The following is a 22,225-nucleotide window of genomic DNA, read 5'->3' as shown; positions in this document are numbered from 1 at the left end:
CTCCCTTCTCGGCCTGGCGTTTTGGAGGATGCGTGGTCGCTTCGGCCGCTTCGTCGATGTCATGCCTCCACGCTACGGCCCGCCACTGACAACGCCCTCGGACGCCGACCGCGCCGGCCGCGGGCGGGGGCGACGGCCGCGGGCTTCGAGAAGCAGGCCGGCGGCGAGGAGGGCGGCGCCGAGGGCCAGGAAGCCCCAGGGGAGGTAGCTGGTGAGCAGCAGGACGAGGGTGCGCTGGGACGTCACGAGGGCGAGGGTGGAGGCGACGTAGTCGGCACGCATCTTCACATGGCCGGCGAAGGCGGTGACCTTGCCGCCGCCGGGCACCAGTTGGCCGCCGCGCAGCTCCTCCTGGTGGATCTCCTCGCCGTCGACCGGGGCGCCGGTGACCGGGTCGACCCAGAACATCCGCTTGGTCGAGTACCAGCGGGTGGTGCCCGCCTTCGCGACGGTCTGCGGGGTGATGCCCTGGACCGGCATCTTCTTGGGCAGCGGGACCCTGGTCCAGGGGATGGTCTGCTCGAAGTAGTAGACCTCCAGGCCGTGGAAGGTGCGGGTCCCCTCGTAGTGGATGGGGGCGGAGGTGCGGGTCTGGGCGTCGAAGTAGGCGTAGTCCCGCTTCTCGGTGAGGAACGGCCACTTGTACTCGATGCCGGAGCGGCGGACGGGGTCGCCGTCGACCATCTCCCCGGCGGCGTGGACGGGTTCCTGGGAGTGCGCGTCGAAGATGTAGCGCTCGGGGATCTCGGAGACCATCTTGCCGTCGGGTCCGGCGACGAACGAGAGGGTGTCCCAGACCACGACGTCGCGGCCGGCGGTCCGCTCGACCCGGTGGGCCTCGGCAACGTTGCCCTTGAGGGTCTGCACGATGGTGACCTTGGGGACCTGCCGGGCCTTCATGGTGCCGTAGTCGAGGAGGGTGGCGGGCCGGGCCTCCAGGACCATGTCCTGGTACTGGCTGGGCGGGATCTTGGCGAGGCGGGGGAAGGCGTACCACCGCATCAGCGGGGACAGGGCGGCGAAGAAGGCGGCGAGGCCGAGCAGGACGAGGCTCGCGGGGCGGCGCATCCCTCTCGGCGGCTTCGCCGGGTGCGCCCCGGGGCCGGGCGGGGTTCGGCGCATGGCGGTGACGTCCCTCCCTCAGGGGTGTGCGGGGACGGTGGTCAGCAGCGGCTCGGGGGACGTTGGGCCCTCGGGGGCGCCGATCGCGGTGACGGTGAAGACGAGGGCGAGCGCCGCGGCCAGTCCGATCGCGGCTGCTGTCAGGGCGCGCATGGCCGTCCTCCCGGAGAACTGTCTGATGCAGCGTCAGGGCGGGGGCACGGTAGCAACGGGTGGCCGAGATGAGAACACGTTTCACCGCCGTGCCGTCCCGGTGGACGGGCGGCACGGCGGTGACGGTGGCTCCGGCCGGGGGCCGGTGGTCAGGAGGTGGCGGCCGGTGCCGTCACAGTGAGGGTGACGGTCAGCACGGCGCCGTCGGCGGTGGTCAGCCGGAGCCGGAAGGTGCCCGGGTGGGCGTCGGTGTAGAGCTTCGGGAGGGTGAGCAGGCCGTCGGCGCCGGTGGTGAGGCCGGTCAGGGTGCGGACGGGCTTGTTCTTGCCGGCGCCGGTGGCCTTGGGGTCCTTGAAGTAGGGGCCGCGGTCGTTCTCGACGGGCTTCTTGGGGTCGTCGGTGACCAGGGTGGCGGTGACCGGCACTCCGGCGGCGGCCTTGCCGCGGTAGGTCGCCTCGATCCGGACCGCGTCGTCGGCGAACGCGCCGCCGGCCGCCGCGGTCAGCTCCTTGTCGGAGGTCCGGACGAGCGCGTCGGCCCGGGGAGCGGGCCTGGCGGTGACGGTTCCGGTGAAGTCGACGGGCGGCACGGCGCGGCCGGTTGTGGCAGCGGTGGCGCGGACGGTGAACGGGCCGGCGGTGTCGCCGGCGTGCAGCGTCGGGGCGGTCGCCAGGCCGTCCTTGCCGGTGGTGACGGTGACCTCGGTGGCGCCGCCGGGGAGCCGGGTGCCGGTGGTGCCGGGGGTGAGGGTGAAGCGGACGGTGGCGCCGGCCACCGGCCTGCCCTCGGCGTCCTTGGCGCGCACCCGGGGCGTGGTGGCGAAGTCGGTGCCCACGGTGGCCGTCAGGGCCTTGCCGTCCTTGTCGGCGACCGCTTCGAGGGCGGTGGGCGGGGCGGGCTTCGTGGGCGGCTTCGGGGTGGGGGTGGGCGTCGGGGTGGGCTTCGGGTGCGGGACCGGCTTGGGCTTCGGCGACGGGGCGGGGACCGGCGTGCCGCCGCCGTGGGTCGGGCCGGTGGAACCGCCGGGGCGGGGCGAACCGCCCGGAACCGCCGGGGTGGTGGGCTTCGTCCGGCCCGCCGTGCCGCCGCGCGCCGGGGGTGCGGTCTGCTCGCCACCTGGGCGCCTTCCGGGACCGCCCTGGGTGGCGGGCGTGCCGCCGCCGCGGTGGACCGGGAGCGCGCCCTTGCCATCCGGCACCTCGAACGTGCCCTTCCGGTAGAACGTGTACCAGGACAGCACCAGGCGCAGATACTCGGTGGAGTCGTTGTAGCCGAGGACGGCCCGGTCGAGGTCGGCCTGGTCGGAGAGGTTCCGGCCGGCGGCGCAGAGGTAGCGGCCGGCGGCGAGGGCGGCGTCGAAGACGTTGTTGGGGTCCTTGATGCCGTCGCCGTTGCCGTCGGCGCCCCAGCCCGCGCCGTGCGGGCCGCCCCGGGACCAGGTGGAGGGGATGAACTGCATCGGGCCGACGGCGCGGTCGAGGGTGGTGTCGCCGTCGTAGCGGCCGCCGTCGGTGTCGGATATCAGGGCGAAGCCGTGGCCGTCGAGCCGGGGCCCGAGGATCGGCGAGAGGGTGGTGCCCGCGGCGTCGACCGCGCCGCCGCGGGCGTGGCCGGACTCCACCTCGCCGATCCCGGCGAGCAGTTGCCAGGGCAGCCGGCAGCCCGGGTCCGAGGCGCGGAGTCGGTCCTCGGCCTTCTTGTAGGCGGCCAGGACGGTGGCCGGAATGCCCGCCTGGGAGGGGCCGTGGAGCACGCCGCCGGTGTCTCCGGAGTGGCCGGAACCTTTCGGTGGGGCGGGGGTCTTGCGGGGCGGCAGGTCGGTGAAGTAGGACGAGCCGCCGTCGATGGGAGTGTCGGCGGGCGGCGGCGTGCGATCGGCGCGGGCGGCCGCACGCTCGGCGGCACCGGGCGCCTGGGAGGCGGTGAGCGCGGCCAGCGCGGCCGCCGCCACGGCCGTGGAGGCCACTCCTCTTTGGAGCCGCCGCCGGAATGTGGCTGCCATACGTGGTGTCCCCTCCGTGTCGACCTGGCGCGTGCCCACCGGTCGCCGCAGTCCGGCTTCCCGGGTGTGACGCCGTATCGCGCTCCCCGGCGCCCAACTCCGGTGACACTACGACAACTCGGGCCGCACAGCCACCACTCCCATCGGCCACATAATGATCCGAATCGATCAAGGAGAAGCCGATGCCGTTCACCCTGAGCCACGCCGCCGCCGTCCTGCCGTTCCTCCGCCGCACCGGCACGGCCCGCGGCCCCCTGGTCGCCTCGGCACTGGTCGCCGGGTCGTTCGCACCGGATGTGACGTACTACGCGGCCACCGTCGTTCCCGGCGGCATGGAATTCGGCACCGTCACCCACTCCCCGGCCGGTGTGGTGACGGTGGACGTGCTGCTCAGCGCCGTGCTGGCCGGCGGCTGGCTCCTGGTGCGCGAGCCGCTGCGCGCGCTGCTGCCGCGGGCCGGGTGGACGCAGCCGGCGGCCGTCGCCCGGGGCCGGCCCCGGCTGCCGCACACGGCCCGCGAACGGGCCCTGGCGGCGAGCTGGTTCGTGGTGTCGGCGGTGCTCGGCGCGGCGACGCACGTCGGCTGGGACGCCTTCACCCACCCCGGCCGCTGGGGCGCCCGACTGCTGCCGGTCCTCGACACCGTCGTGGCCGGCCGACCGCTGGCGATGTACCTGCAGTACACGACCTCGGCGCTCGGCCTGGCGGTGGTCGGGTGGTTCCTGTGGGCGGCGTCGCGGGCCCGCCGCGCGACCGGGACCGGTGGGGCCGGGCTCGCGCCACCCGAACTGCCGCTACGACTGCGGCTGTCGCTCACCGCGGTAGCGGCCCTGGGGATGCTGCTCGGCGGCGGATACCGCACGCTGCGGGCGTACGCCCTCCACGGCGCGGCGGTGGGGTGGTTCGACTACCTGCCGGACCTGCTCTTCGGTGCCGGCGCCGGGCTCGTACCGGGACTGCTCGTCTGCGCGGCGGCGCTCCGGCTGCGAAACCGGCGGGCACGGCGCGGCACGGCCACGGCGGACGGGAGCGCACCGGGCCGCCCGGCGGGCGCCGAGGCCGGGCCCGCCTGACGCCGGCCGACGGGGACGGAGCTGCCGGGGTGCGGACGCGCGGACACCGTACGCACCCCGGGACGGCGTCAGTGCGCCGCCGACTCCCAGTCCCCGCCCGAACCGATCGAGACGTCCAGCGGGGCACGGAGCTCCACGGCGGCGGCCATCTCCTTCCGGACCAGCTCCTCCAGCCGGGCACGCTCGCCGGGCGCCACCTCGACCACGATTTCGTCGTGGACCTGGAGCAGCATCCGCGAGGACAGCTCCGCCGCACGCAACGCCGCGTCCACCCGCAGCATCGCGATCTTGACGATGTCGGCGGCGGTGCCCTGGATCGGGGCGTTCAGCGCCATCCGCTCGGCCATCTCGCGACGCTGGCGGTTGTCGCTGTTGAGATCGGGCAGATAGCGGCGGCGGCCGAGGATCGTCTCGGTGTAGCCGGTCGCGCGGGCCTCCTCGACGACGCGCTGGAGATAGTCCCGCACCCCGCCGAACCGCTCGAAGAAGGTGTCCATCAGCTTGCGGGCCTCGTCGGGCTGGATACCCAACTGCTGGGAGAGACCGAACGCGGACAGCCCGTAGGCCAGACCGTAGGACATCGCCTTGATCTTGCGGCGCATCTCCGGGTCGACCTCGGTCTTGGCGACCGAGAACACCTGCGAGGCAACAGTGGTGTGCAGGTCCTCACCGGAGGTGAACGCCTCGATCAGACCCTCGTCCTCGGAGAGGTGGGCCATCACCCGCAGCTCGATCTGGCTGTAGTCGGCGGTCAGCAGCGAGTCGAAACCCTCACCGACGACGAAGCCGCGGCGGATCGCCCGGCCCTCGTCCGTCCGCACCGGGATGTTCTGCAGATTGGGGTCGGTGGAGGAGAGCCGGCCGGTGGCCGCGACAGTCTGGTTGAACGTGGTGTGGATCCGGCCGTCCGCGGCGATGGTCTTGATCAGACCCTCGACCGTGGTCCGCAGCTTCGCCTGCTCCCGGTGACGGAGCATGATCACCGGGAGTTCGTTGTCGGTCTGCGCGGCCAGCCAGGCCAGGGCGTCGGCGTCAGTGGTGTAGCCGGTCTTGGTCTTCTTGGTCTTCGGCAGACCCAGCTCGCCGAAGAGGACTTCCTGGAGCTGCTTGGGCGAGCCGAGATTGAACTCGTGACCCGCCGCGGCATGCGCCTCCTTCACGGCCTGCTGGACGGCGCCGGCGAACTGCTGCTCCATACGCTCCAGCCAGCCCCGGTCGGCGGCGATACCCGCCCGCTCCATCCGGGCCAGCAGCTCACTGGTGGGCAGCTCCACCTCACGCAGCAGATCGGCCGCGCCCACCTCGGCCAGCTTGGCGCCGAACGCCGTCCCCAGATCCAGCACCGTGCGGGCCTGCGCCATCAGGGCCTCCGCCTCGGCCTGCTCGTCCACGCCGAACGCCAGCTGCCCGTCACCGGCGGCAGCCGGGGCCAGATCACGGCCCAGATACTCGATGGACAGCGCGTCCAGCGCGAAGGAACGGCGACCGGGCTTGACCAGATAGGCGGCCAGCGCCGTGTCCATGGCAACGCCGTCGATGCGCCAGCCGTGCTCACCGAAGACCCGCATCAGACCCTTGGCGTTGTGCATCACCTTGGGACGGGCGGCATCGGCACTCCAGGCAGCGAAGGCCCGCTCGTCGGCCTCGTCCAGCTGCGCCGGATCGAACCAGGCGGCCGGGCCGTCCGCGGTGGCCAGCGCCACCTCGGCGACACTGCCGCTGCCCAGCGTCCACACGTCGACGGTGGCCACGCCCAGCGGGCCGGCACCGTGCTCGACCAGCCACGGAGCGAGCTCACCGGTACCCAGAACCGTGCCGTCCACCTCCACGCCGGCCGCCGGCGTGACCGGCTCCGCACTCTCGGCAGCACCCGGATCCACCGCCAGGAGGCGGTCCCGCAGGCCCTGATTGCGGATCTCCAGGGCGTTCAGAAAGACCTTGAGGGCCTCGCGGTCATAGGGGAGGCGGGTCAGCTCGGCGGGGCCACACGGCAGCTCCACGTCGCGGACCATCTCCGTCAGGCGGCGGTTGAGCTTCACCGACTCCAGGTGATCGCGGAGATTCTGCCCCGCCTTGCCCTTGACCTCATCGACCCGCGCCACCAGCTCGGCGAACGAACCGAACTGGTTGATCCACTTCGTGGCCGTCTTCTCCCCGACACCGGGGATACCAGGGAGGTTGTCCGACGGGTCGCCGCGCAAGGCGGCGAAGTCCGGGTACTGGGCCGGGGTCAGGCCGTACTTCTCAGCGACCTTCTCCGGAGTGAAGCGCGTCAGCTCGGAGACGCCCTTGGTCGGGTACAGGACCGTGACGTCCTCCGAGACCAGCTGGAAGGAGTCCCGGTCGCCGGTGACGATCGACACCTCGAAACCCTGGGCCGTGGCCTGGGTGGCAAGGGTCGCGATGACATCGTCGGCCTCGAAGCCGTCCACCGCGAAACGCTTGACGTGCATCGCGTCCAGCAGCTCACCGATCAGCTCGACCTGGCCCCTGAACTCGTCGGGCGTCTTGGAACGGTTCGCCTTGTAATCGGGGAACTCCTCCGACCGCCACGTCTTGCGGGAGACGTCGAACGCCACCGCGAAATGCGTGGGCGCCTCATCACGCAGGGTGTTCGCGAGCATCGACGCGAAGCCGTAGATCGCATTGGTCGGTTGCCCGGTCGCGGTGGTGAAATTCTCCACAGGCAGGGCGAAGAACGCCCGGTACGCCATGGAATGCCCGTCCATCAGGAGCAGACGCGGACGGCCGCCCGCCGCCTCGCCGCCGGTCGCTTCGCTCATCTTCACTGCCTTTCCTGCCACGCCCCCGATCCTGCCACGGCCCACTGACAATCCCCGCCGCGACCGCCGGCACCGCACCGCCCGCCGTCCCCTTACTGCCCGCCACGCGTCCATGACAGGATCGGAAAACGCACCACTCAGAGGTGCCGGCAACAACCCGCCGCGACCCGGCGGCCCGGCACACGACCCCAGGGAGAGCGCCATGGCAGGCAAGCCGCCCGCGTCGGACCCCGTCCAGGACGCGCCCGAGGTCGGCGCGCCCCAGCACTCCGCGGTCGGCATCCCGGCCATCACCCACGCCCTGAAGATCTCCCAGCAGCAGATGGGCGTCCGCCGCACCGCCCTCACCCTGCTCCGGGTCAACCAGAAGAACGGCTTCGACTGCCCCGGCTGCGCCTGGCCCGAGGACGACAAACGCCACACCGCGGAATTCTGCGAGAACGGCGCCAAGGCCGTCGCCGAGGAAGCCACCCTGCGCCGGGTCACCCCGGACTTCTTCGCCGCCCACTCCGTCGCGGACCTCGCCGACCGCAGCGGCTACTGGCTCGGCCAGCAAGGCCGCCTCACCCACCCCATGTACCTCCCCGAAGGCGCCGACCACTACCAACCCGTCACCTGGGACCGCGCCTTCGACCTCATCGCCGAGGAACTCACCGCCCTCACCTCCCCCGACGAAGCCGTCTTCTACACCTCCGGCCGCACGAGCAACGAAGCCGCCTTCCTCTACCAGCTCTTCGCCCGCGAATTCGGCACCAACAACCTCCCCGACTGCTCCAACATGTGCCACGAATCCTCCGGCTCGGCACTCACCGACACCCTCGGCGTCGGCAAGGGCAGCGTCCTCCTGGAAGACCTCTACAAAGCCGACCTGATCATCGTCGCCGGCCAGAACCCCGGCACCAACCACCCCCGCATGCTCACCGCCCTGGAAAAGGCCAAGACCAACGGCGCCAAGATCATCTCGATCAACCCACTGCCCGAAGCCGGCCTCGAACGCTTCAAGAACCCCCAGACCCCACGCGGCCTCGCCGGCGGCGGCACCGCCCTCACCGACCTCTTCCTCCAAGTACGCATCGGCGGCGACCAAGCCCTCTTCCGCGCCCTCAACCGCCGCATCCTCGAAGAAGCCAAGACCACCCCCGGCATCCTGGACGACGACTTCATCCGCGACCACACCCACGGCTTCGACGACTTCGCCGCCCTCGCCACCGCCGACGAAGGCTGGGACGAGACCCTGCGCGCCACCGGCCTCACCCGCGACGAGATCGAACGCGCCCTCACCATGGTCCTCGCCTCACAACGCACCATCGTGTGCTGGGCAATGGGCCTGACCCAGCACAAACACTCCGTCCCCACCATCCAGGAAGTCGTCAACTTCCTCCTGCTCCGCGGCAACATCGGCCGCCCCGGAGCCGGCGTCTGCCCCGTACGCGGCCACAGCAACGTCCAAGGCGACCGCACCATGGGCATCTTCGAACGCCCCGCACCCGCCTTCCTCGACGCCCTGGAGAAGGAATTCGGCTTCACCCCGCCCCGCGAACACGGCTACGACGTCGTCCGCGCCATCCGCGCCCTGCGCGACGGCGACGCCAAGGTCTTCTTCGCCATGGGCGGCAACTTCGTCTCCGCCACCCCCGACACCGACGTCACCGAAGCCGCCGTCCGACGCGCCCGCCTCACCGTGCACGTCTCCACCAAACTCAACCGCTCCCACGCCGTCACCGGCGCCCGCGCCCTGATCCTGCCCACCCTCGGCCGCACCGAACGCGACCGCCAAGTCCGCCCCGACGGGACGAGCGCCGACCAATTCGTCACCGTCGAAGACTCCATGGGCATGGTCCACGCCTCCCGCGGCCGCCTGGAACCCGCAAGCCCCCAACTCCTGTCCGAACCCGCCATCGTCGCCCGCCTCGCCCGCCGCACCCTCGGCCCCACCAGCACCACCCCCTGGGAAACCTTCGAAACGGACTACGCCCACATCCGCGACCGCATCGCCCGCGTCATCCCCGGCTTCGAAGACTTCAACACCAAGATCGCCCGCCCAGGAGGCTTCACCCTCCCCCACGCCCCCCGCGACAGCCGCAGCTTCCCCACCGCCACCGGGAAAGCCAACTTCACCGCCGCCCCCGTGCAATACCCCACCGCCCCCGAAGGACGACTCCTCCTCCAGACCCTCCGCTCCCACGACCAGTACAACACCACCATCTACGGCCTCGACGACCGCTACCGCGGCATCACCAACGGCCGCCGCGTCGTCCTCGTCCACCCCGACGACGCCCACCGCCTCGGCTTCCCCGACGGCTCCTACGCCGACCTCGTCAGCGAGTGGACCGACGGCAGCGAACGCCGCGCCCCCGGCTTCCGAGTGGTGCACTACCCCACCGCCCGCGGCTGCGCCGCCGCCTACTACCCCGAGACCAACGTCCTGGTACCCCTGGACCACACCGCCGACACCAGCAACACCCCGGCCTCGAAGTCCGTGGTCATCCGACTGGAGACCGCACGGAACGACTGACCCCGCCGACGGGCACCCCGCGGCGGGCACCCGCCCGGCGGCCTGATAGGAACAGGCACGGACCCGCCACGATCAACAGCGGATCCACGGCCACGTTCAAGGGCGAGCGAAACGGAGCAGTCCATGGGTGAGCAGAGCACGACCACGTTCCCGCAGGAGATCCTCGACCAGTGGGCCGGCATCGGCGTCGACCTGCCCGCCCTCTTCTCCGCCGGACACCTCGGCGAGCGCATGAGCGTCCAGGTCACCGAGGCCGCCCCGGAACGCGTCGTCGGCACCATGCCCGTAGAGGGCAACACCCAGCCCTACGGACTCCTGCACGGCGGCGCCTCCGCCGTCCTGGCCGAGACCCTCGGCTCCGTCGGCGCCATGCTGCACGGCGGCCCCGCCAAGGCGGCCGTCGGCGTCGACCTCAACTGCACCCACCACCGCGGCATCCGCTCCGGACTCGTCACCGGCGTCGCCACCCCCGTACACCGCGGCCGCACCACCGCCACCTACGAGATCGTCATCACCGACGACCAGGGCAAGCGGGTCTGCACCGCCCGCCTGACCTGCCTGCTGCGCGACGCCGACCCCGGCATGTACCGCGCCTGACGTCGCACATCGGCGACCCGGCCGGCCCCTGCACCAGCCCCCCGGTCTCGCCCGCCCACAGAAAACGCCGGCGGCGCCCACAGGCACCGCCGGCGTTCAACCCCGGAACAGGTCCTGGGCCCTACTGGCCCTTCCCCTGCTCCTTCTTCGACTGGTCCTTCTGCTGCTGACGCTCCGCCGCGTCCTCGATGACCGCCTCGGCCACCTGGTGCATCGACAGCCGACGGTCCATCGACGTCTTCTGGATCCACCGGAACGCGGCCGGCTCCGTCAGCCCGTACTGCGTCTGCAGAATGCTCTTCGCCCGGTCCACCAGCTTCCGCGTCTCCAACCGCTGGGTGAGGTCCGCGACCTCCTGCTCCAGCGCCCGCAGCTCGGTGAACCGCGACACCGCCATCTCGATCGCGGGCACGACGTCGGTCTTGCTGAACGGCTTCACCAGATACGCCATGGCGCCCGCGTCCCGGGCCCGCTCCACGAGTTCGCGCTGCGAGAACGCGGTCAGCATCAGGACCGGCGCGATGCTCTCCTCGGCGATCTTCTCGGCCGCCGAGATCCCGTCAAGGATCGGCATCTTCACGTCAAGGATCACCAGATCGGGGCGGTGCTCCCGGGCCAGCTCCACGGCTTTCTGTCCGTCTCCGGCCTCGCCGACGACGGTGTACCCCTCCTCCTCCAGCATCTCCTTGAGGTCGAGGCGGATGAGGGCCTCGTCCTCGGCGATCACGACGCGCGTGGTCAGCGGCGGTACGTGCGACTGGTCGCCATCGGCGACAGGCTGCTGGGGCTCGGCGGCGCTCAAGGGGACTCCTCGTTCCAGGCAGGTGGTGCCCCATGAGCCTACCTATCTCCTGTATGTTTGATGCACGGCGGGTCTCCGCTAGCCTTGGTTTCCAAGGTAGGCCCTGGTAGCCCAGCGGGAGAGGCACGGTGCTCAAACCACCGACAGCGTGGGTTCGAATCCCACCCAGGGCACTTCACCTTCAATTCGAAGGCCACTCGCTCGTTGGAGATCTTCACTCGTAGCGGTGAACACTCCTTCGAATCGATCGCGGTGGGCACAGTTCCCGCCAGGCTCGTGGCCATGTATGCATTAGAAACGCGCAAGCGAGCTCCCAAACTCGTGTCACAAGGGCGCAGCCTCAATTCCGTTAGCCGCGAGATGGGCATTTCGCGGCATGCCATCAGGACCTGGCTGACCCGCATCCAACCAATCCCACGTTCGCCGGCTTGCGTGCGCTGCACTCCGATCCCCCGCGCACCGCACGACGCTGCCGCCTACAGCTACCTGTTCGGGCTCTATCTCGGTGATGGCCACGTCATGTCCAAGCCAAGACAGCACCACCTGACCATCACATGCGCCGACGCCTGGCCCGGTCTGATCGACGAAGCCGAGGCCGCCATGCGTCGAGTGCTGCCGTCGGCTAGCGTCAGCCGAAGCCAGAAACAGGGCTGCACCGACGTCAAGTCGTTCTCGGTTCACTGGAAGTGCCTGGTCCCCCAGCACGGGCCCGGCAAGAAGCACGACCGCCGTATCCACCCGGAGACATGGCAACGGGCGATTATGGACGCCCACCCGTGGGAGTTCATCCGCGGCCTCGTCCACTCGGACGGGTGCCGCATCATCAACTGGACAACAAGAGTCGTGGCGGGCAAACGCAAGCGCTACGAGTACCCGAGGTACTTCTTCACGAACAAGTCCGCGGACATCCGCCGGCTTTACTCGGAAACGCTGGACAGAGTCGGCGTTGAGTGGAAAGCGACCCGACGCGGCAGCGAGACCTACAACATCTCCGTCGCCAAGCGCGCCTCCGTCTCCCTCATGGATCAACACATCGGGCCGAAGTACTGACAGGGACGGCGGTCAGTTCCTCGGCCCAGCGGGTTCGGGGGTGTGCGGGTGGGGCTAGTGCTGGATCTCGTCCTCGCCGATGTGGTGGACGCGGACGAGGTTGGTGGAGCCGGGGACCCCGGGCGGGGAGCCGGCGGTGATGATGACGACGTCGCCCTTCTTGCAGCGGCCGATCTTCAGGAGCTGCTCGTCGACCTGGGCGACCATCTCGTCGGTGGAGTTGACGGTGGGGCCGAGGAAGGTCTCCACGCCCCAGGTGAGGTTGAGTTGGGAGCGGGTGGCCGGGTCGGGGGTGAAGGCGAGGAGGGGGATGGGCGAGCGGTAGCGGGAGAGGCGACGGACGGTGTCGCCGGACTGGGTGAAGGCGACGAGGAACTTGGCGCCGAGGAAGTCGCCCATGTCCGCGGCGGCGCGGGCGACGGCGCCGCCCTGGGTGCGGGGTTTGTTGGCCTCGGTGAGCGGTGGGAGCCCCTTGGCGAGCAGGTCTTCCTCGGCGGCTTCGACGATGCGGGACATCGTGCGGACCGTCTCGAACGGGAACTTGCCGACGCTGGTCTCGCCGGAGAGCATCACGGCGTCGGTGCCGTCGATGACGGCGTTGGCGACGTCGCTGGCCTCGGCCCTGGTCGGGCGGGAGTTGTCGATCATCGAGTCGAGCATCTGGGTGGCGACGATGACCGGTTTGGCGTTGCGCTTGGCGAGTTTGATGGCGCGCTTCTGGACGATCGGGACGGTTTCCAGGGGCATTTCGACGCCGAGGTCGCCGCGGGCGACCATGATGCCGTCGAAGGCGGCGACGATGTCGTCGATGTTCTCGACGGCCTGGGGCTTTTCGACCTTGGCGATGACGGGGAGGAAGCGGTTCTCCTCGCGCATGATGCGGTGGACGTCCTGGATGTCGCGGCCGCTGCGGACGAAGGAGAGGGCGATGACGTCGGCGCCGTAGCGCAGGGCCCAGCGGAGGTCGTCCTGGTCCTTTGTGGAGAGGGCGGGGACGGAGACGGCGACGCCGGGGAGGTTGAGGCCCTTGTGGTCGGAGACCATGCCGCCTTCGATGACCCTGGTGCGGACGCGGGGGCCTTCGACGGCGGTCACTTCGAGGGTGACCTTGCCGTCGTCGACGAGGATGCGTTCGCCGGGGGTGACGTCGCCGGCGAGGCCGGAGTAGGTGGTGCCGCAGAGGTGGCGGTCGCCTTCGACGCCGTTTTCGACGGTGATGGTGAAGGTGTCGTCGCGTTCAAGGAGTACGGGGCCTTCGCGGAATCGGCCCAGGCGGATCTTCGGGCCTTGAAGGTCGGCGAGGATTCCGATGCTGCGGTGGGATTCCTCGGATGCTTTGCGGACCCGGTCGAAGCGGGCTTCGTGGTCGGCATAGGTGCCGTGGCTGAGGTTGAAGCGGGCGATGTCCATTCCGGCGTCGACGAGGGCTTTGATCTGCTCGTACGAGTCGGTGGCGGGGCCCAGTGTGCAGACGATTTTTGCTCGGCGCATGCTTCGACCCTATGACTTACCGGGCGGTAGGGAAGTGTGGCGACGTGACCGCTCAACGACCGCTTGGTGAAAGCCTGTTGACAAGTTTTGGAATGGGCGCGAAGCCGCTCCGATGAGCGGAATTACGGCTTCGCGCGGGGTGGTCTCACAGTGCGGGACGGGTCATGGTGAAGCGGGCGTTGACGCTGGCGTGGACGGTCTGGCGGCGGGGTTCGAGGTCGAGGGCGGGGGCGGTTTCGAGGGCGGCGCTGCGGGCGCCGGCGGGGGCGGCGAAGCCGTAGCCCTGCTGCTGGGCCTGTCCTTCGGCACCGATGTCGGCGATTTCGAGGACGGCGTCGAGGGTGGCGCCGAGGGCTTCGGCGTATTCGCGGGCGCGTTGGACGGCTTCGTGGACGGCCTGGGTGCGGGCGCTGCGGTGGGCGGGCGAGTCGGGGCGGAGGGCCCACCAGGGGCCGTCGACGCGGGTGAGTTCGAGGTCGGCGAGGCGGGTGGTGAGTTCGCCGAGGGCGGTGAAGTCGTTGAGGGTGGCGGTGAGGGTGACGCGGCCGTGGTAGGCGCGGATGCGTTCGTGGCGGCCTTTGTCGGTGAGTTGGGGGGTGAGGGTGAAGCTGCCTGTTTCCAGTTGTTCGACGGCGTCGCCGTAGCTCTTGATGAGGGTGAGGGCGTGTTCGTTGCGGCGGGTGAGGTCGGTGAGGGCGGTGGTGCGGTCGGTTCCGCGGGTGCTGACGGTGACGGTGATGCGGGCGATTTCGGGGTCGACTTCGAGGTGGGCTTCGCCGCGGACGGCGACGCGGGGGGCGTCGGGGGTGCCGTAGGGGAGGGCGGGGAGGGTGGGGTCGGTCATGGTGTCAGCTTGCCAGTCGGTGTCGGTCTTTCGGTCAACTGGTCACCGGGGAGTCACCTGTTCGCAATGTTGTGGGGCTGTTGCGAGGGGGGTGGTCGGGGCCACAATCTACGCGCGTTGTTCCGAGGTGGTGTACCACCGGGCGCATGCGGACCGTTTTTGACCTCTTGGGGGATTTGCTATGTCGTTCAACCGCCGGAAGTTTCTGGGGCGTTCGGCCGCGGCCGGTGCGGGGGTGGCGCTCACGGGGGCGCTGCCGCAGGGCGCGGAGGCGCGGGAGCCGGAGCTGCGGCCGGGGCGCGGGCGGGGCAGGCGGGTCCCGTTCCGGGTGCTGGGCACGACGGATGTGCACGGGCACGTGTTGAACTGGGACTATTTCACCGACAAGGAGTATGACGACGCGGCGCACAATGATGTCGGGTTGGCGAAGATCTCGACGTTGGTGGCGGCGGCCCGCAGGGAGGCGGGGCGGCATCGTACGTTGCTGATCGACGCGGGTGACATCATTCAGGGCACTCAGCTGTCGTATTACTACGCGCGGGTCGATCCGATCACCGCGCCGCACGGGCCGAAGCATCCGATGGCGCTGGCGATGAACAGGATGGGGTACGACGCGGCGGCGCTCGGCAATCACGAGTTCAATTACGGGATTCCGGTGCTGCGGAAGTTCCAGGAGCAGTGTGATTTCCCGTTGCTGGCGGCGAACGCGCTGGATGCGCGGACGTTGAAGCCGGCGTTTCCGCCGTATGTGGTGAAGCGGATCAAGGTGCCGGGTCACCGGGATATCCGGGTGGGCGTTCTGGGGCTGACGAATCCTGGTATCGCGGTGTGGGACAAGGCCCATGTGCAGGGGAAGTTGACGTTCCCGGGGCTGGTGGAGCAGGCGAAGGTGTATGTGCCGAAGCTGCGCTCGCTCGGCTGTGATGTGGTGGTCTGTACGGATCATTCGGGTCTGGACGGTGGGACGTCGTACGGGGATGCGGTGCCGTATCCGGAGAATGCGTCGTCGCTGGTGGCCGAGCAGGTGCCGGGTATCGACGCGATTCTGGTGGGTCATACGCACAAGGAGGTGGCGTCCCGGACGGTGGTGAACAAGGAAACCGGCCGGAGCGTGGTGCTGTCCGAGCCGCTGATGTGGGGGATGCGGCTGAGTGTCTTCGATTTCGAGGTGGAGTGGTGCCGGGGTCGCTGGGAGGTGGTGTCGGTGAAGGCGGAGGTGCGCAACGCCAATACGGCGGCGGAGGATCCGGAGATCGCGCGGCTGGTGCGGCGTGAGCACCGGGCGGTCGTGGCGTATGTGAACCAGGTGGTCGGGACGTGCAAGGCGGCGATGTCGGCGGCCGAGGCTCCGTACAAGGACACGCCGATCATCGACTTCATCAATTTCGTGCAGGTGGACACGGTGAGGTCGGCGCTGGCCGGTACGAAGTACGCGGCGCTTCCGGTGCTGTCGCAGGCGGCGTGTTTCTCGCGGTCGGCGGCGATTCCGGCGGGCCGGGTGTCGCTGCGTGATGTGGCGGGGCTGTATGTGTACGAGAACACGCTGGATGCGCGGCTGATGACAGGTGCGCAGCTGCGGGATTATCTGGAGTTCTCGGCGCGGTATTTCGTGCAGACGGCGCCGGGTGTGCCGGTGGATCCGGCGAAGCTGACGAACGCGGACAACACGCCTGACTTCAACTATGACGTGGTCGGCGGGCTCACGTATGACATCGACATCGCGAAGTCGGCGGGTTCGCGGATCACGAACCTGCGGTATCAGGGCAAGCCGTTGGATGACAAGGCGCAGTTCGTGCTGGCGGTGAACAACTACCGGGCGAACGGCGGTGGTGGTTTCCCGCATGTGGCGAAGGCGGCGTCGGTGTGGTCGAGTTCGGAGGAGATCCGTAACACGATCATCGCGTGGGTGAAGGCGAAGAAGGTCATCGATCCGGCGGTGTTCGCTTCGGCGGGGTGGCGGCTGACGCGGGCCGGGGTGCCGGTGTTCTGAGGCGGCGGCGCCCGCACGGCCGGCGTGCGGGCGCCTGTGCGGATCATGTTGTTCGTCCTCCCGACGGCGGTTCGGAACGCGACAATGGCGTTCTGGACAGAGCGTGGGGTGGCAATGACGCGACAGGAACCGGGTGGCGGTGTGTCAGGCATGGCACAGGGCGGCAGGGGGTGGTTGGCCGACGGGGTGCCGTATCTCGCGCGGCTCGATGAGGCCGATCGCGCGAAGTTGATGGGCCTCGGGGTGCCGATGAGGTATCCGGCGCGGACGGAGGTGATCCGTCAGGGCGAGCCGTCGTCGCACGTCCTGGTGATCACCCAGGGCTGGTTGAAGGTCAGTGCGGGCGCCCGCTCGGGCTATGAGGCGCTGTTGGGGTTACGGGGGCCCGGTGACATCGTCGGCGAGATGTCGGCTTTGGAGGGCGGACCGCGGTCGGCCACCGTGTCGACTTTGGAGCGGGTGTCGGCAGTGGCGGTCCGAGCCGAGGAGTTCCTGGCGTTCCTGGATGGTGCACCGCGTGCTTCGCGTCAGTTGCTGCTGTTGGTGGGGGGTCGGCTGCGGGCGGCGGATCGCCGGCGCCTGCAGTACGCGGCGCACACGGTGGGAGAGCGGTTGGCCGATCTCCTGTTGGAGTTGGCGCGCTATCACGGGGAGCGGACGGATGAGGGCATTGTCATCCGTGTGCCTTTGACGCAGCAGGAGTTGGCGGGTTCGGTGGGGGCCTCGCGGGAGGCGGTCACGCGTCTGCTGGCGGAACCGCGGAAGCGGGGGATCCTGATCACGGGGCGGAAGACGTTGTGTCTGGTGCGGCCGAAGGAGCTGGGCGAGGCGATCGGTTCTGGGTAATCGGTCACATTGGGTGTGTGTCGGTGTTCCTGTTGGTCCCGGCGTCGCGGCGGAAAGCTGGTCGGCGACGCATATGAGGACCCGTTTGTTGGGGGAACACGATGACTGAACCGGTGCACAAGTCCCTTGTGCTGTTCGATGTCGAGGGCTTCGGCCGTCGGTCGGGAGCGGAGCAGGCGATGATCCGCCGGATGCTCTATTCGGTGGTGCACGACACCTTGCGGGCGGCGCAGGTGGAGCCGACGGAGTACCGCACGGAGGACCGTGGTGATGCCGTCCTTGTGATCGTCGGTGGTGCCGTTCCGAAGCCGCAGTTGCTGCGGGCGGCGCTGACGGAGACGCCGACGCAGTTGCTCCATGCGAACCGGTTGGCGAGTGCGGGTACGCAGGTGCGCCTGCGGGTCGTGCTGCATGCCGGGGAGGTGGCGCAGGATGCGCAGGGGACGCTGGGCAAGGAGGTGGTGGAGGCGTTCCGGCTGCTCGACACCGCGGAGCTCCGGGGGGCGTTGCGGAGTTCTTCGCAGCCGAGTGTGCTGGCGGTGTCGGAGCTGATCCATCGTTCGGTGGTGGAGTACGGCCATCCGGGGATCGATCCGGAGCACTTCCATCCGTTCGTGGCCGACAGCAAGGAGGGGGCGCTCACCGGTTGGCTGTACGACGGCGGCCGGGTCCATGTGCAGGCGGCTTCCGGTCGGGGCGATGCGGGGCGGGGCACGGCCGCGGAGGCGGAGGCGGAGCCGCCGGGGCGGGCCGCGGAGGCGGGGCCGGGTTCGACCGCGGTGCCGGGGATCGGGCACATCGGGTCGGGCAATTTCTTCTTCGGTGCGGGGCCGCAGTCGGTGCAGGACATGGTCGCCGGGGACAAGAACGTCACGTACCGGGACCGCGGGTGAGTGGGGTGGCGGAGCAGCCGGTCGACGAGAAGGCGGGCGGCGGGCCGGAAGCGGGAGCGGGAGCGGACGGCGCGGCCCCGGACGAGGAGCTTCCGGACGCGCTCGAGGCCGTGCGGCAGCTCTATTCGCAGGCGCCGCACCTGTGGGCGCGCAGTGTGAACGTGATGCGGGACGCCGCGGTGTCGGGCGACATGGTCGGCGGCGACAAGAACGTGGGACTGCATTTCCACGGTGCGGTGGCGGCCCAGCATGTGGTCGGGCCGGTTCCGTTCCGGGAGCGCCGGTCGCTCGCCCGCGTCTTCGCCGCGTCGCGCCGGTACGACGAGGCGCTGCGGCGGTTGGAGCGGGATCGGGTTCTGGTGCTCCGTGGTGTGCCCGATTCGGGCCGCCGTATGGCGGGGCTGCGCCTGCTGCACCAGGTGTGCGGGGAGCGGCGTCCCGTGGTGTGCGTCGATCCGGCGGCGGATCCGGTCACGTTGCGGGGTCTGCTGCGTGCGGGCCATGGGCATCTCCAGTGCGATCCGTTGAATGTCAGGGGCGAGTTGCGCGATGTCCATCTGCATGCCGCCGGTGACCAGTTGCGTGAGCTGGGTGAGGGCTACCTGGTGATCACGGTGGACGCGGGCACGGTTGTGGACGGGGCGGATCCGGTGGAGTGGGAGGCGCCGCGGGCGGAGGACGTGGTCAGGGCGCACCTGGCGCAGCCGTCGGGTACGGCGGTCGCCGGGGCGGAGTTGCTGGCGCTCCAGGAGGTGCGGTCGTTCCTGAGTGGGCGGCCGACTCCGCGGGAGGCCGCGGGATTCGCCCGATTGCTCGCCCTGTACGGCCGGCAGGAGGTGGATGCGGAGCAGTTGGCGCACTACGGCCGGGCGGCGCGGCGTTCGACGTTGGAGCAGTGGTTCTCGCCGGGCGGGGGGCAGCTGCGCGAGCAGGCGTTTCTGTTGTCCCTGTCCGTGTTCGACGGTTTCGGGTATCCGTTGATCTCGGAGTCCGGTGATGCCCTGTATCGGATGCTGCGTCAGGTCGAGGCTCCGGACGCGTCGCCCGTGGTGGAGGTGTTCGGGGTCTCCCGGGCCGCGCGGATGAAGGCGGCTCGGGCGTACGAGCCGGTGTCGTCGGAGGTTGACCGGTGGGGTGCGCCGAAGCCGCCGGGGCTGGCGTTCCAGGACACCGAGATGTGGTCGGCGGTGTTGGCGCACGTGTGGGCGGAGCATCCGGTGGTGCGGCGTTCGCTGGTCGCGTGGTTGCAGGAGCTGGGGCGGAGTGTCCGTGGTGAGGTGCGGGTGCGGGCGGCTGTAGCGGTGGGAACGCTGGCCTGCAGTGACTTCGCGGAGGTTTACGACCGTTTTCTGGTGCCTTGGTCGGGGGCGGAGAGGCTCGCCGATCGCCAGTTGGCGGCGTGGGCGCTGGTGGCGGCCGTCGAGGGCGGGGCGGGCACCGCTGTCCACCGGTTGCTGCGGGAGTGGTGCCGGTCGGGTGGTGAGCGGCGGCGGTGGACCGCGATCCGGGCGCACGCGGTGTTGGGCAATCGGGCTCCGGGGGCGGCGATGCGGGACCTGGGTGCGGTCGTCGACCGTGGGATCGACCCCGACACGGCGCTGGCTCGCGCCGTGGTGCAGACGCTGGAGACGCTTCTGGTGGGCGGCGCGTCGGCGGCGGTGCTGGTGGAGCTGGCGGAGTGGCTGTCCGCCAGCAGCCGCAAGGATCTCGCGCTGACCGCGTTCCTGCGGGCGATCTCGCATGTCGACGAGGTCTCGGCGGGTGGTCTGGCACTGTCCTCGTGGCTGGCGGCGCCGTCGGAGGACCCGCGGCTGCGGCGGGCGCTGGTGGCGTTGTGGCGTCGTGCTCTGGGCCATCGGGAGACGCAGCGGGCTGCGCTGCGGGTTCTGGGCTGGTGGGTGCGGGCCGCGCAGACGTCGCCGTCGGAGGAGCGTGCCCTGGCGGATCTGCTGCCGGCGCTGGCCGGCACGGACATGGAGCGTGGGCGGCTGGACCACCTGCTGCGCAAAACGGTCGACGAGGAGGGCCGGATCCTGCCGGTGGCCCAGCGGTTGCGTGCGGTGCTGGACGGCGCCGCGACCGCGTCGAAGTCCCTTGTTCCCTCTTGTGTGAAGGAGAGTCAGAAGTGGTGAGCGACGGTATGCGGGCGGGGTGGGACGATCCGGTCCCCGTCGTGCGGGACGGGGGGAACTGGGTCGTGAACGATCCGGTGCGCGCCGAACGTCCCCTGCAGCGTTTCGAGTTCATCAGGCGCCGGCCGCCGGTGGCGGCGGACCGGTCGATGGTGTTCCTCGCCGCGGACGGCTGTTGTGTGGTATATCCGCCGCAGCGCCAGCCGACCCGGGGTGAGTTGGTCAACCGCAACCTGCGGGTGCTCTATGAGGTGCAGGCCGGGATTCAGCACATGACGCTGGAGCACCGGGTGCCGGCGCAGGGGGATGCGTTCTTCTTCCTGGCGGAGACGGACGTGCGGTGGGAGGTGACCCTCCCGGAGCGGGTGGTGGAGCGGCAGCTGCGCGATGTGCGGGCGCTGCTGGATCCGCAGTTGCAGCAGTTGTTGCGGTCGGTGACGCGGCAGTTCCCGATCGAGCAGAGCGCGCAGGCGGAGGACGCCGTGCGCCGGGCCCTGTCCGAGGCGGAGTTCGGTGCGGACGAGGGGCTGCGCATCGTGTGCACGGTGCGGCTCAGTCTGGACGAGGCGGCGCGTGAGCACTTCGTCGCGCTGCGCCGGATCGACTACGCCAAGGACACCACGCGCAGTCAGCACGAGTTGGAGCTGCAGCGGGCGCGCGGTCATCACCAGTTGATCGAGGAGAAGAGCCAGGCGTTCCGGGACATGCTGGAGCAGGGCGACGTCCACCGGTGGGCGATGCAGCTGGCCGCCAACGAAGCGGATCTGCCGCTGGTGCTGGCCGGGATCCGTGACGACAGCCGGGAGGCGAACCGCAACCAGCTTCAGCTGATCAAGGAGGTCCTGGCGTCCAGTCCGCCCGAGGACCATGTACAGGAGCAGTTGCTGCACAAGGCGGTGGAGATGCTCGAGTCGCAGCTCGGCAGTGCCGCGCAGGGAAAGCTGCGGAGGCATGCCATCGGTCGTGAGAAGCCGGAGGCGTTCGGCGACGTGGACGACGCCGGGAAGCGGGAGTTGGAGTGACCGACTGGCGATGGCTGATCGGGTTCGTCATCGTGACCGCGCTGTGCTACGTGCTGCTGCGGTGGACGGCGCCGTTGGCGGTGCTGCACCTGGCCCGTGCGGGCGGTCATGTGGTGGACGTGGTCGCGGCGGGCTTCTTGTACCCGGAGTTCTTGTGCACGTCCGCGATGCGGCGCACTTCGGGCCGGGCGGCGCCGTTCGCCTACGTCTACGGTGACGCGGTGTGCGGGGCGGCGCTCGGCGCCCATGCGTGCGTGGAGGTCGTCTCGACGGCGGCGCAGTCGGTGCTGGCACGGCTGAACCATGTAGGGGCGGCCGTCGTGAGTGTGGCGGTGGCGGGTCTGACGACCTGCCCGTTCCTGGGCTGACGAGCGGTGGGAGAGGACGATGACGGAGTCGGTGGTTCCCGGGTTGCGTACCGCGGAGCGGCTCATCGCCGATCTGCGCGCCGAGATCGCCCGGGCCGACAACAAGGCGGCGGTGCTGGTCGCCGGGCTGGGGGTGACGGTGGGGGCCCTCACGGGCGCGCTGTCCGCCACGGAGTGGCGGCCCTGGCGTCTGTCGGTCGCGGCGGGTGTCGCGTGGTGGTTCGGCTGTGTCGCCTGGGGTGCGGCGCTGGGGTTGCTGCTGCTGGCGGTGGTGCCGCGTTACGAGCGCGGGCCGTGGTCGGTGGAGCGTGGGCTGACGTACTTCCGTGACATCCAGTGTGCCGTGGTGTGCGGGCAACTCGAGGCGGCGCTGCACCGCACGGAGAGAGACCCGCTGCCGGGCCTGCTCTCCCTGCTCGACGAACTGAGTGTCATCGCCATGACCAAACACCGTTGCGTGCGTTGGGGCCTTGGCTGCTTCGCGGTGGGTGCCGTGGCGTTCCCCGTGATGCTGCTGATCGAGTAGGTGCGTGTTCTGCGG

At 70.2% G+C, this 22,225-nt stretch carries 18 protein-coding genes and 1 tRNA gene; 12 read left to right on the top strand and 7 right to left on the bottom strand.

Annotated elements, in window-relative coordinates; translation table 11 throughout:
* Positions 1–72: 72 nt before the first annotated feature.
* From B073_RS0103945 to B073_RS0103935, 3 genes are all read right to left on the bottom strand, one after another.
* Entirely contained in the window at positions 73–1,068 is a 996-nt protein-coding gene (locus tag B073_RS0103945; RefSeq protein ID WP_018536789.1) for a DUF3068 domain-containing protein, read from the bottom strand.
* 72 nt (positions 1,069–1,140) lie between these two features.
* Positions 1,141–1,275, bottom strand: a complete 135-nt coding sequence (locus B073_RS45515; protein ID WP_018536788.1) for an SPW_0924 family protein — start codon at positions 1,273–1,275, stop codon at positions 1,141–1,143.
* Positions 1,276–1,424: 149 nt separating this feature from the next.
* On the bottom strand, positions 1,425–3,278 hold the full coding sequence (locus B073_RS0103935; protein ID WP_026247039.1) for a lytic transglycosylase: 1,854 nt from the start codon (positions 3,276–3,278) through the stop codon (positions 1,425–1,427).
* A 182-nt stretch (positions 3,279–3,460) separates the two neighbouring features.
* Here B073_RS0103935 and B073_RS0103930 point away from each other — a divergent pair, with 182 nt between their 5' ends.
* The gene (locus tag B073_RS0103930) at positions 3,461–4,351 is read left to right on the top strand and encodes a DUF4184 family protein (RefSeq protein ID WP_018536786.1); all 891 of its coding nucleotides are present in this window, start codon (positions 3,461–3,463) and stop codon (positions 4,349–4,351) included.
* A 68-nt stretch (positions 4,352–4,419) separates the two neighbouring features.
* Here the strand turns inward: B073_RS0103930 and polA are convergent, their stop codons facing one another.
* The gene (gene polA, locus B073_RS0103925) at positions 4,420–7,134 is read right to left on the bottom strand and encodes a DNA polymerase I (RefSeq protein ID WP_026247038.1); all 2,715 of its coding nucleotides are present in this window, start codon (positions 7,132–7,134) and stop codon (positions 4,420–4,422) included.
* 202 nt (positions 7,135–7,336) lie between these two features.
* Here polA and B073_RS0103920 point away from each other — a divergent pair, with 202 nt between their 5' ends.
* Positions 7,337–9,649 carry an FdhF/YdeP family oxidoreductase gene (locus tag B073_RS0103920; RefSeq protein WP_018536784.1) on the top strand — a complete coding sequence of 771 codons (2,313 nt, stop codon included), beginning with the start codon at positions 7,337–7,339 and terminating at the stop codon, positions 9,647–9,649.
* Positions 9,650–9,772: 123 nt separating this feature from the next.
* The gene (locus B073_RS0103915) at positions 9,773–10,246 is read left to right on the top strand and encodes a PaaI family thioesterase (protein WP_018536783.1); all 474 of its coding nucleotides are present in this window, start codon (positions 9,773–9,775) and stop codon (positions 10,244–10,246) included.
* Positions 10,247–10,367: 121 nt separating this feature from the next.
* On the opposite strand, the gene B073_RS0103910 is transcribed toward B073_RS0103915, so the two are convergent.
* A complete protein-coding gene (locus tag B073_RS0103910; protein WP_018536782.1) occupies positions 10,368–11,048 on the bottom strand; it encodes an ANTAR domain-containing response regulator in 681 nt (226 codons plus the stop codon).
* 100 nt (positions 11,049–11,148) lie between these two features.
* Between B073_RS0103910 and B073_RS0103905 the strand changes: the two genes are divergently transcribed.
* Together B073_RS0103905 and B073_RS0103900 are read left to right on the top strand one after the other, a co-directional pair.
* Positions 11,149–11,221 (top strand) — tRNA-Leu (locus tag B073_RS0103905).
* Between the two features lie 109 nt (positions 11,222–11,330).
* On the top strand, positions 11,331–12,098 hold the full coding sequence (locus tag B073_RS0103900) for a hypothetical protein (RefSeq protein ID WP_026247037.1): 768 nt from the start codon (positions 11,331–11,333) through the stop codon (positions 12,096–12,098).
* 54 nt (positions 12,099–12,152) lie between these two features.
* Here B073_RS0103900 and pyk read toward each other — a convergent pair whose 3' ends face one another.
* Together pyk and B073_RS0103890 are read right to left on the bottom strand one after the other, a co-directional pair.
* Positions 12,153–13,589 (bottom strand): pyruvate kinase, encoded by a 1,437-nt coding sequence (gene pyk / locus B073_RS0103895; protein ID WP_018536780.1) that lies wholly within the window; start codon positions 13,587–13,589, stop codon positions 12,153–12,155.
* 145 nt (positions 13,590–13,734) lie between these two features.
* Positions 13,735–14,433, bottom strand: coding sequence for an SIMPL domain-containing protein (locus B073_RS0103890; RefSeq protein ID WP_018536779.1), 699 nt, complete (start codon positions 14,431–14,433; stop codon positions 13,735–13,737).
* Between the two features lie 181 nt (positions 14,434–14,614).
* Here B073_RS0103890 and B073_RS0103885 point away from each other — a divergent pair, with 181 nt between their 5' ends.
* The 7 genes from B073_RS0103885 (at position 14,615) to B073_RS0103855 (ending at position 22,210) form a co-directional block, all read left to right on the top strand.
* Positions 14,615–16,423 (top strand): bifunctional metallophosphatase/5'-nucleotidase, encoded by a 1,809-nt coding sequence (locus B073_RS0103885; protein WP_018536778.1) that lies wholly within the window; start codon positions 14,615–14,617, stop codon positions 16,421–16,423.
* Positions 16,424–16,573: 150 nt separating this feature from the next.
* On the top strand, positions 16,574–17,269 hold the full coding sequence (locus B073_RS0103880) for a Crp/Fnr family transcriptional regulator (RefSeq protein WP_018536777.1): 696 nt from the start codon (positions 16,574–16,576) through the stop codon (positions 17,267–17,269).
* A 101-nt stretch (positions 17,270–17,370) separates the two neighbouring features.
* Entirely contained in the window at positions 17,371–18,162 is a 792-nt protein-coding gene (locus B073_RS39035; RefSeq protein WP_051093905.1) for a hypothetical protein, read from the top strand.
* Positions 18,163–18,167: 5 nt separating this feature from the next.
* Complete coding sequence (locus B073_RS0103870) at positions 18,168–20,294, top strand: hypothetical protein (RefSeq protein WP_158690085.1); 2,127 nt, start codon at positions 18,168–18,170, stop codon at positions 20,292–20,294.
* On the top strand, positions 20,291–21,316 hold the full coding sequence (locus tag B073_RS0103865; RefSeq protein ID WP_158690084.1) for a hypothetical protein: 1,026 nt from the start codon (positions 20,291–20,293) through the stop codon (positions 21,314–21,316). The genes B073_RS0103870 and B073_RS0103865 overlap by 4 nt, the downstream gene beginning before the upstream one ends.
* A complete protein-coding gene (locus B073_RS0103860; protein WP_018536774.1) occupies positions 21,313–21,684 on the top strand; it encodes a hypothetical protein in 372 nt (123 codons plus the stop codon). The genes B073_RS0103865 and B073_RS0103860 overlap by 4 nt, the downstream gene beginning before the upstream one ends.
* 19 nt (positions 21,685–21,703) lie before the next feature.
* On the top strand, positions 21,704–22,210 hold the full coding sequence (locus tag B073_RS0103855; RefSeq protein WP_018536773.1) for a Pycsar system effector family protein: 507 nt from the start codon (positions 21,704–21,706) through the stop codon (positions 22,208–22,210).
* Positions 22,211–22,225: the final 15 nt, after the last annotated feature.

The organism is Streptomyces sp. MspMP-M5 (genome assembly GCF_000373585.1).
In the GTDB taxonomy this organism is placed as follows: domain Bacteria; phylum Actinomycetota; class Actinomycetes; order Streptomycetales; family Streptomycetaceae; genus Streptomyces.
Note: the sequence above shows the minus strand (reverse complement) of the source record. Positions and strands in the feature narration are given on the sequence as shown.

Excerpts from the sequence above, each read along its gene's own strand:
- B073_RS0103900 (WP_026247037.1), top strand. The coding sequence starts at position 11,331 with ATGTATGCATTAGAAACGCGCAAGCGAGCTCCCAAACTCGTGTCACAA.
- B073_RS0103915 (WP_018536783.1), top strand. The coding sequence starts at position 9,773 with ATGGGTGAGCAGAGCACGACCACGTTCCCGCAGGAGATCCTCGACCAG.
- polA (WP_026247038.1), bottom strand. The coding sequence starts at position 7,134 with ATGAGCGAAGCGACCGGCGGCGAGGCGGCGGGCGGCCGTCCGCGTCTG.
- B073_RS0103930 (WP_018536786.1), top strand. The coding sequence starts at position 3,461 with ATGCCGTTCACCCTGAGCCACGCCGCCGCCGTCCTGCCGTTCCTCCGC.
- B073_RS0103945 (WP_018536789.1), bottom strand. The coding sequence starts at position 1,068 with ATGCGCCGCCCCGCGAGCCTCGTCCTGCTCGGCCTCGCCGCCTTCTTC.
- B073_RS39035 (WP_051093905.1), top strand. The coding sequence starts at position 17,371 with ATGACTGAACCGGTGCACAAGTCCCTTGTGCTGTTCGATGTCGAGGGC.
- B073_RS45515 (WP_018536788.1), bottom strand. The coding sequence starts at position 1,275 with ATGCGCGCCCTGACAGCAGCCGCGATCGGACTGGCCGCGGCGCTCGCC.
- B073_RS0103885 (WP_018536778.1), top strand. The coding sequence starts at position 14,615 with ATGTCGTTCAACCGCCGGAAGTTTCTGGGGCGTTCGGCCGCGGCCGGT.
- B073_RS0103855 (WP_018536773.1), top strand. The coding sequence starts at position 21,704 with ATGACGGAGTCGGTGGTTCCCGGGTTGCGTACCGCGGAGCGGCTCATC.
- pyk (WP_018536780.1), bottom strand. The coding sequence starts at position 13,589 with ATGCGCCGAGCAAAAATCGTCTGCACACTGGGCCCCGCCACCGACTCG.
- B073_RS0103920 (WP_018536784.1), top strand. The coding sequence starts at position 7,337 with ATGGCAGGCAAGCCGCCCGCGTCGGACCCCGTCCAGGACGCGCCCGAG.
- B073_RS0103935 (WP_026247039.1), bottom strand. The coding sequence starts at position 3,278 with ATGGCAGCCACATTCCGGCGGCGGCTCCAAAGAGGAGTGGCCTCCACG.
- B073_RS0103880 (WP_018536777.1), top strand. The coding sequence starts at position 16,574 with ATGGCACAGGGCGGCAGGGGGTGGTTGGCCGACGGGGTGCCGTATCTC.
- B073_RS0103890 (WP_018536779.1), bottom strand. The coding sequence starts at position 14,433 with ATGACCGACCCCACCCTCCCCGCCCTCCCCTACGGCACCCCCGACGCC.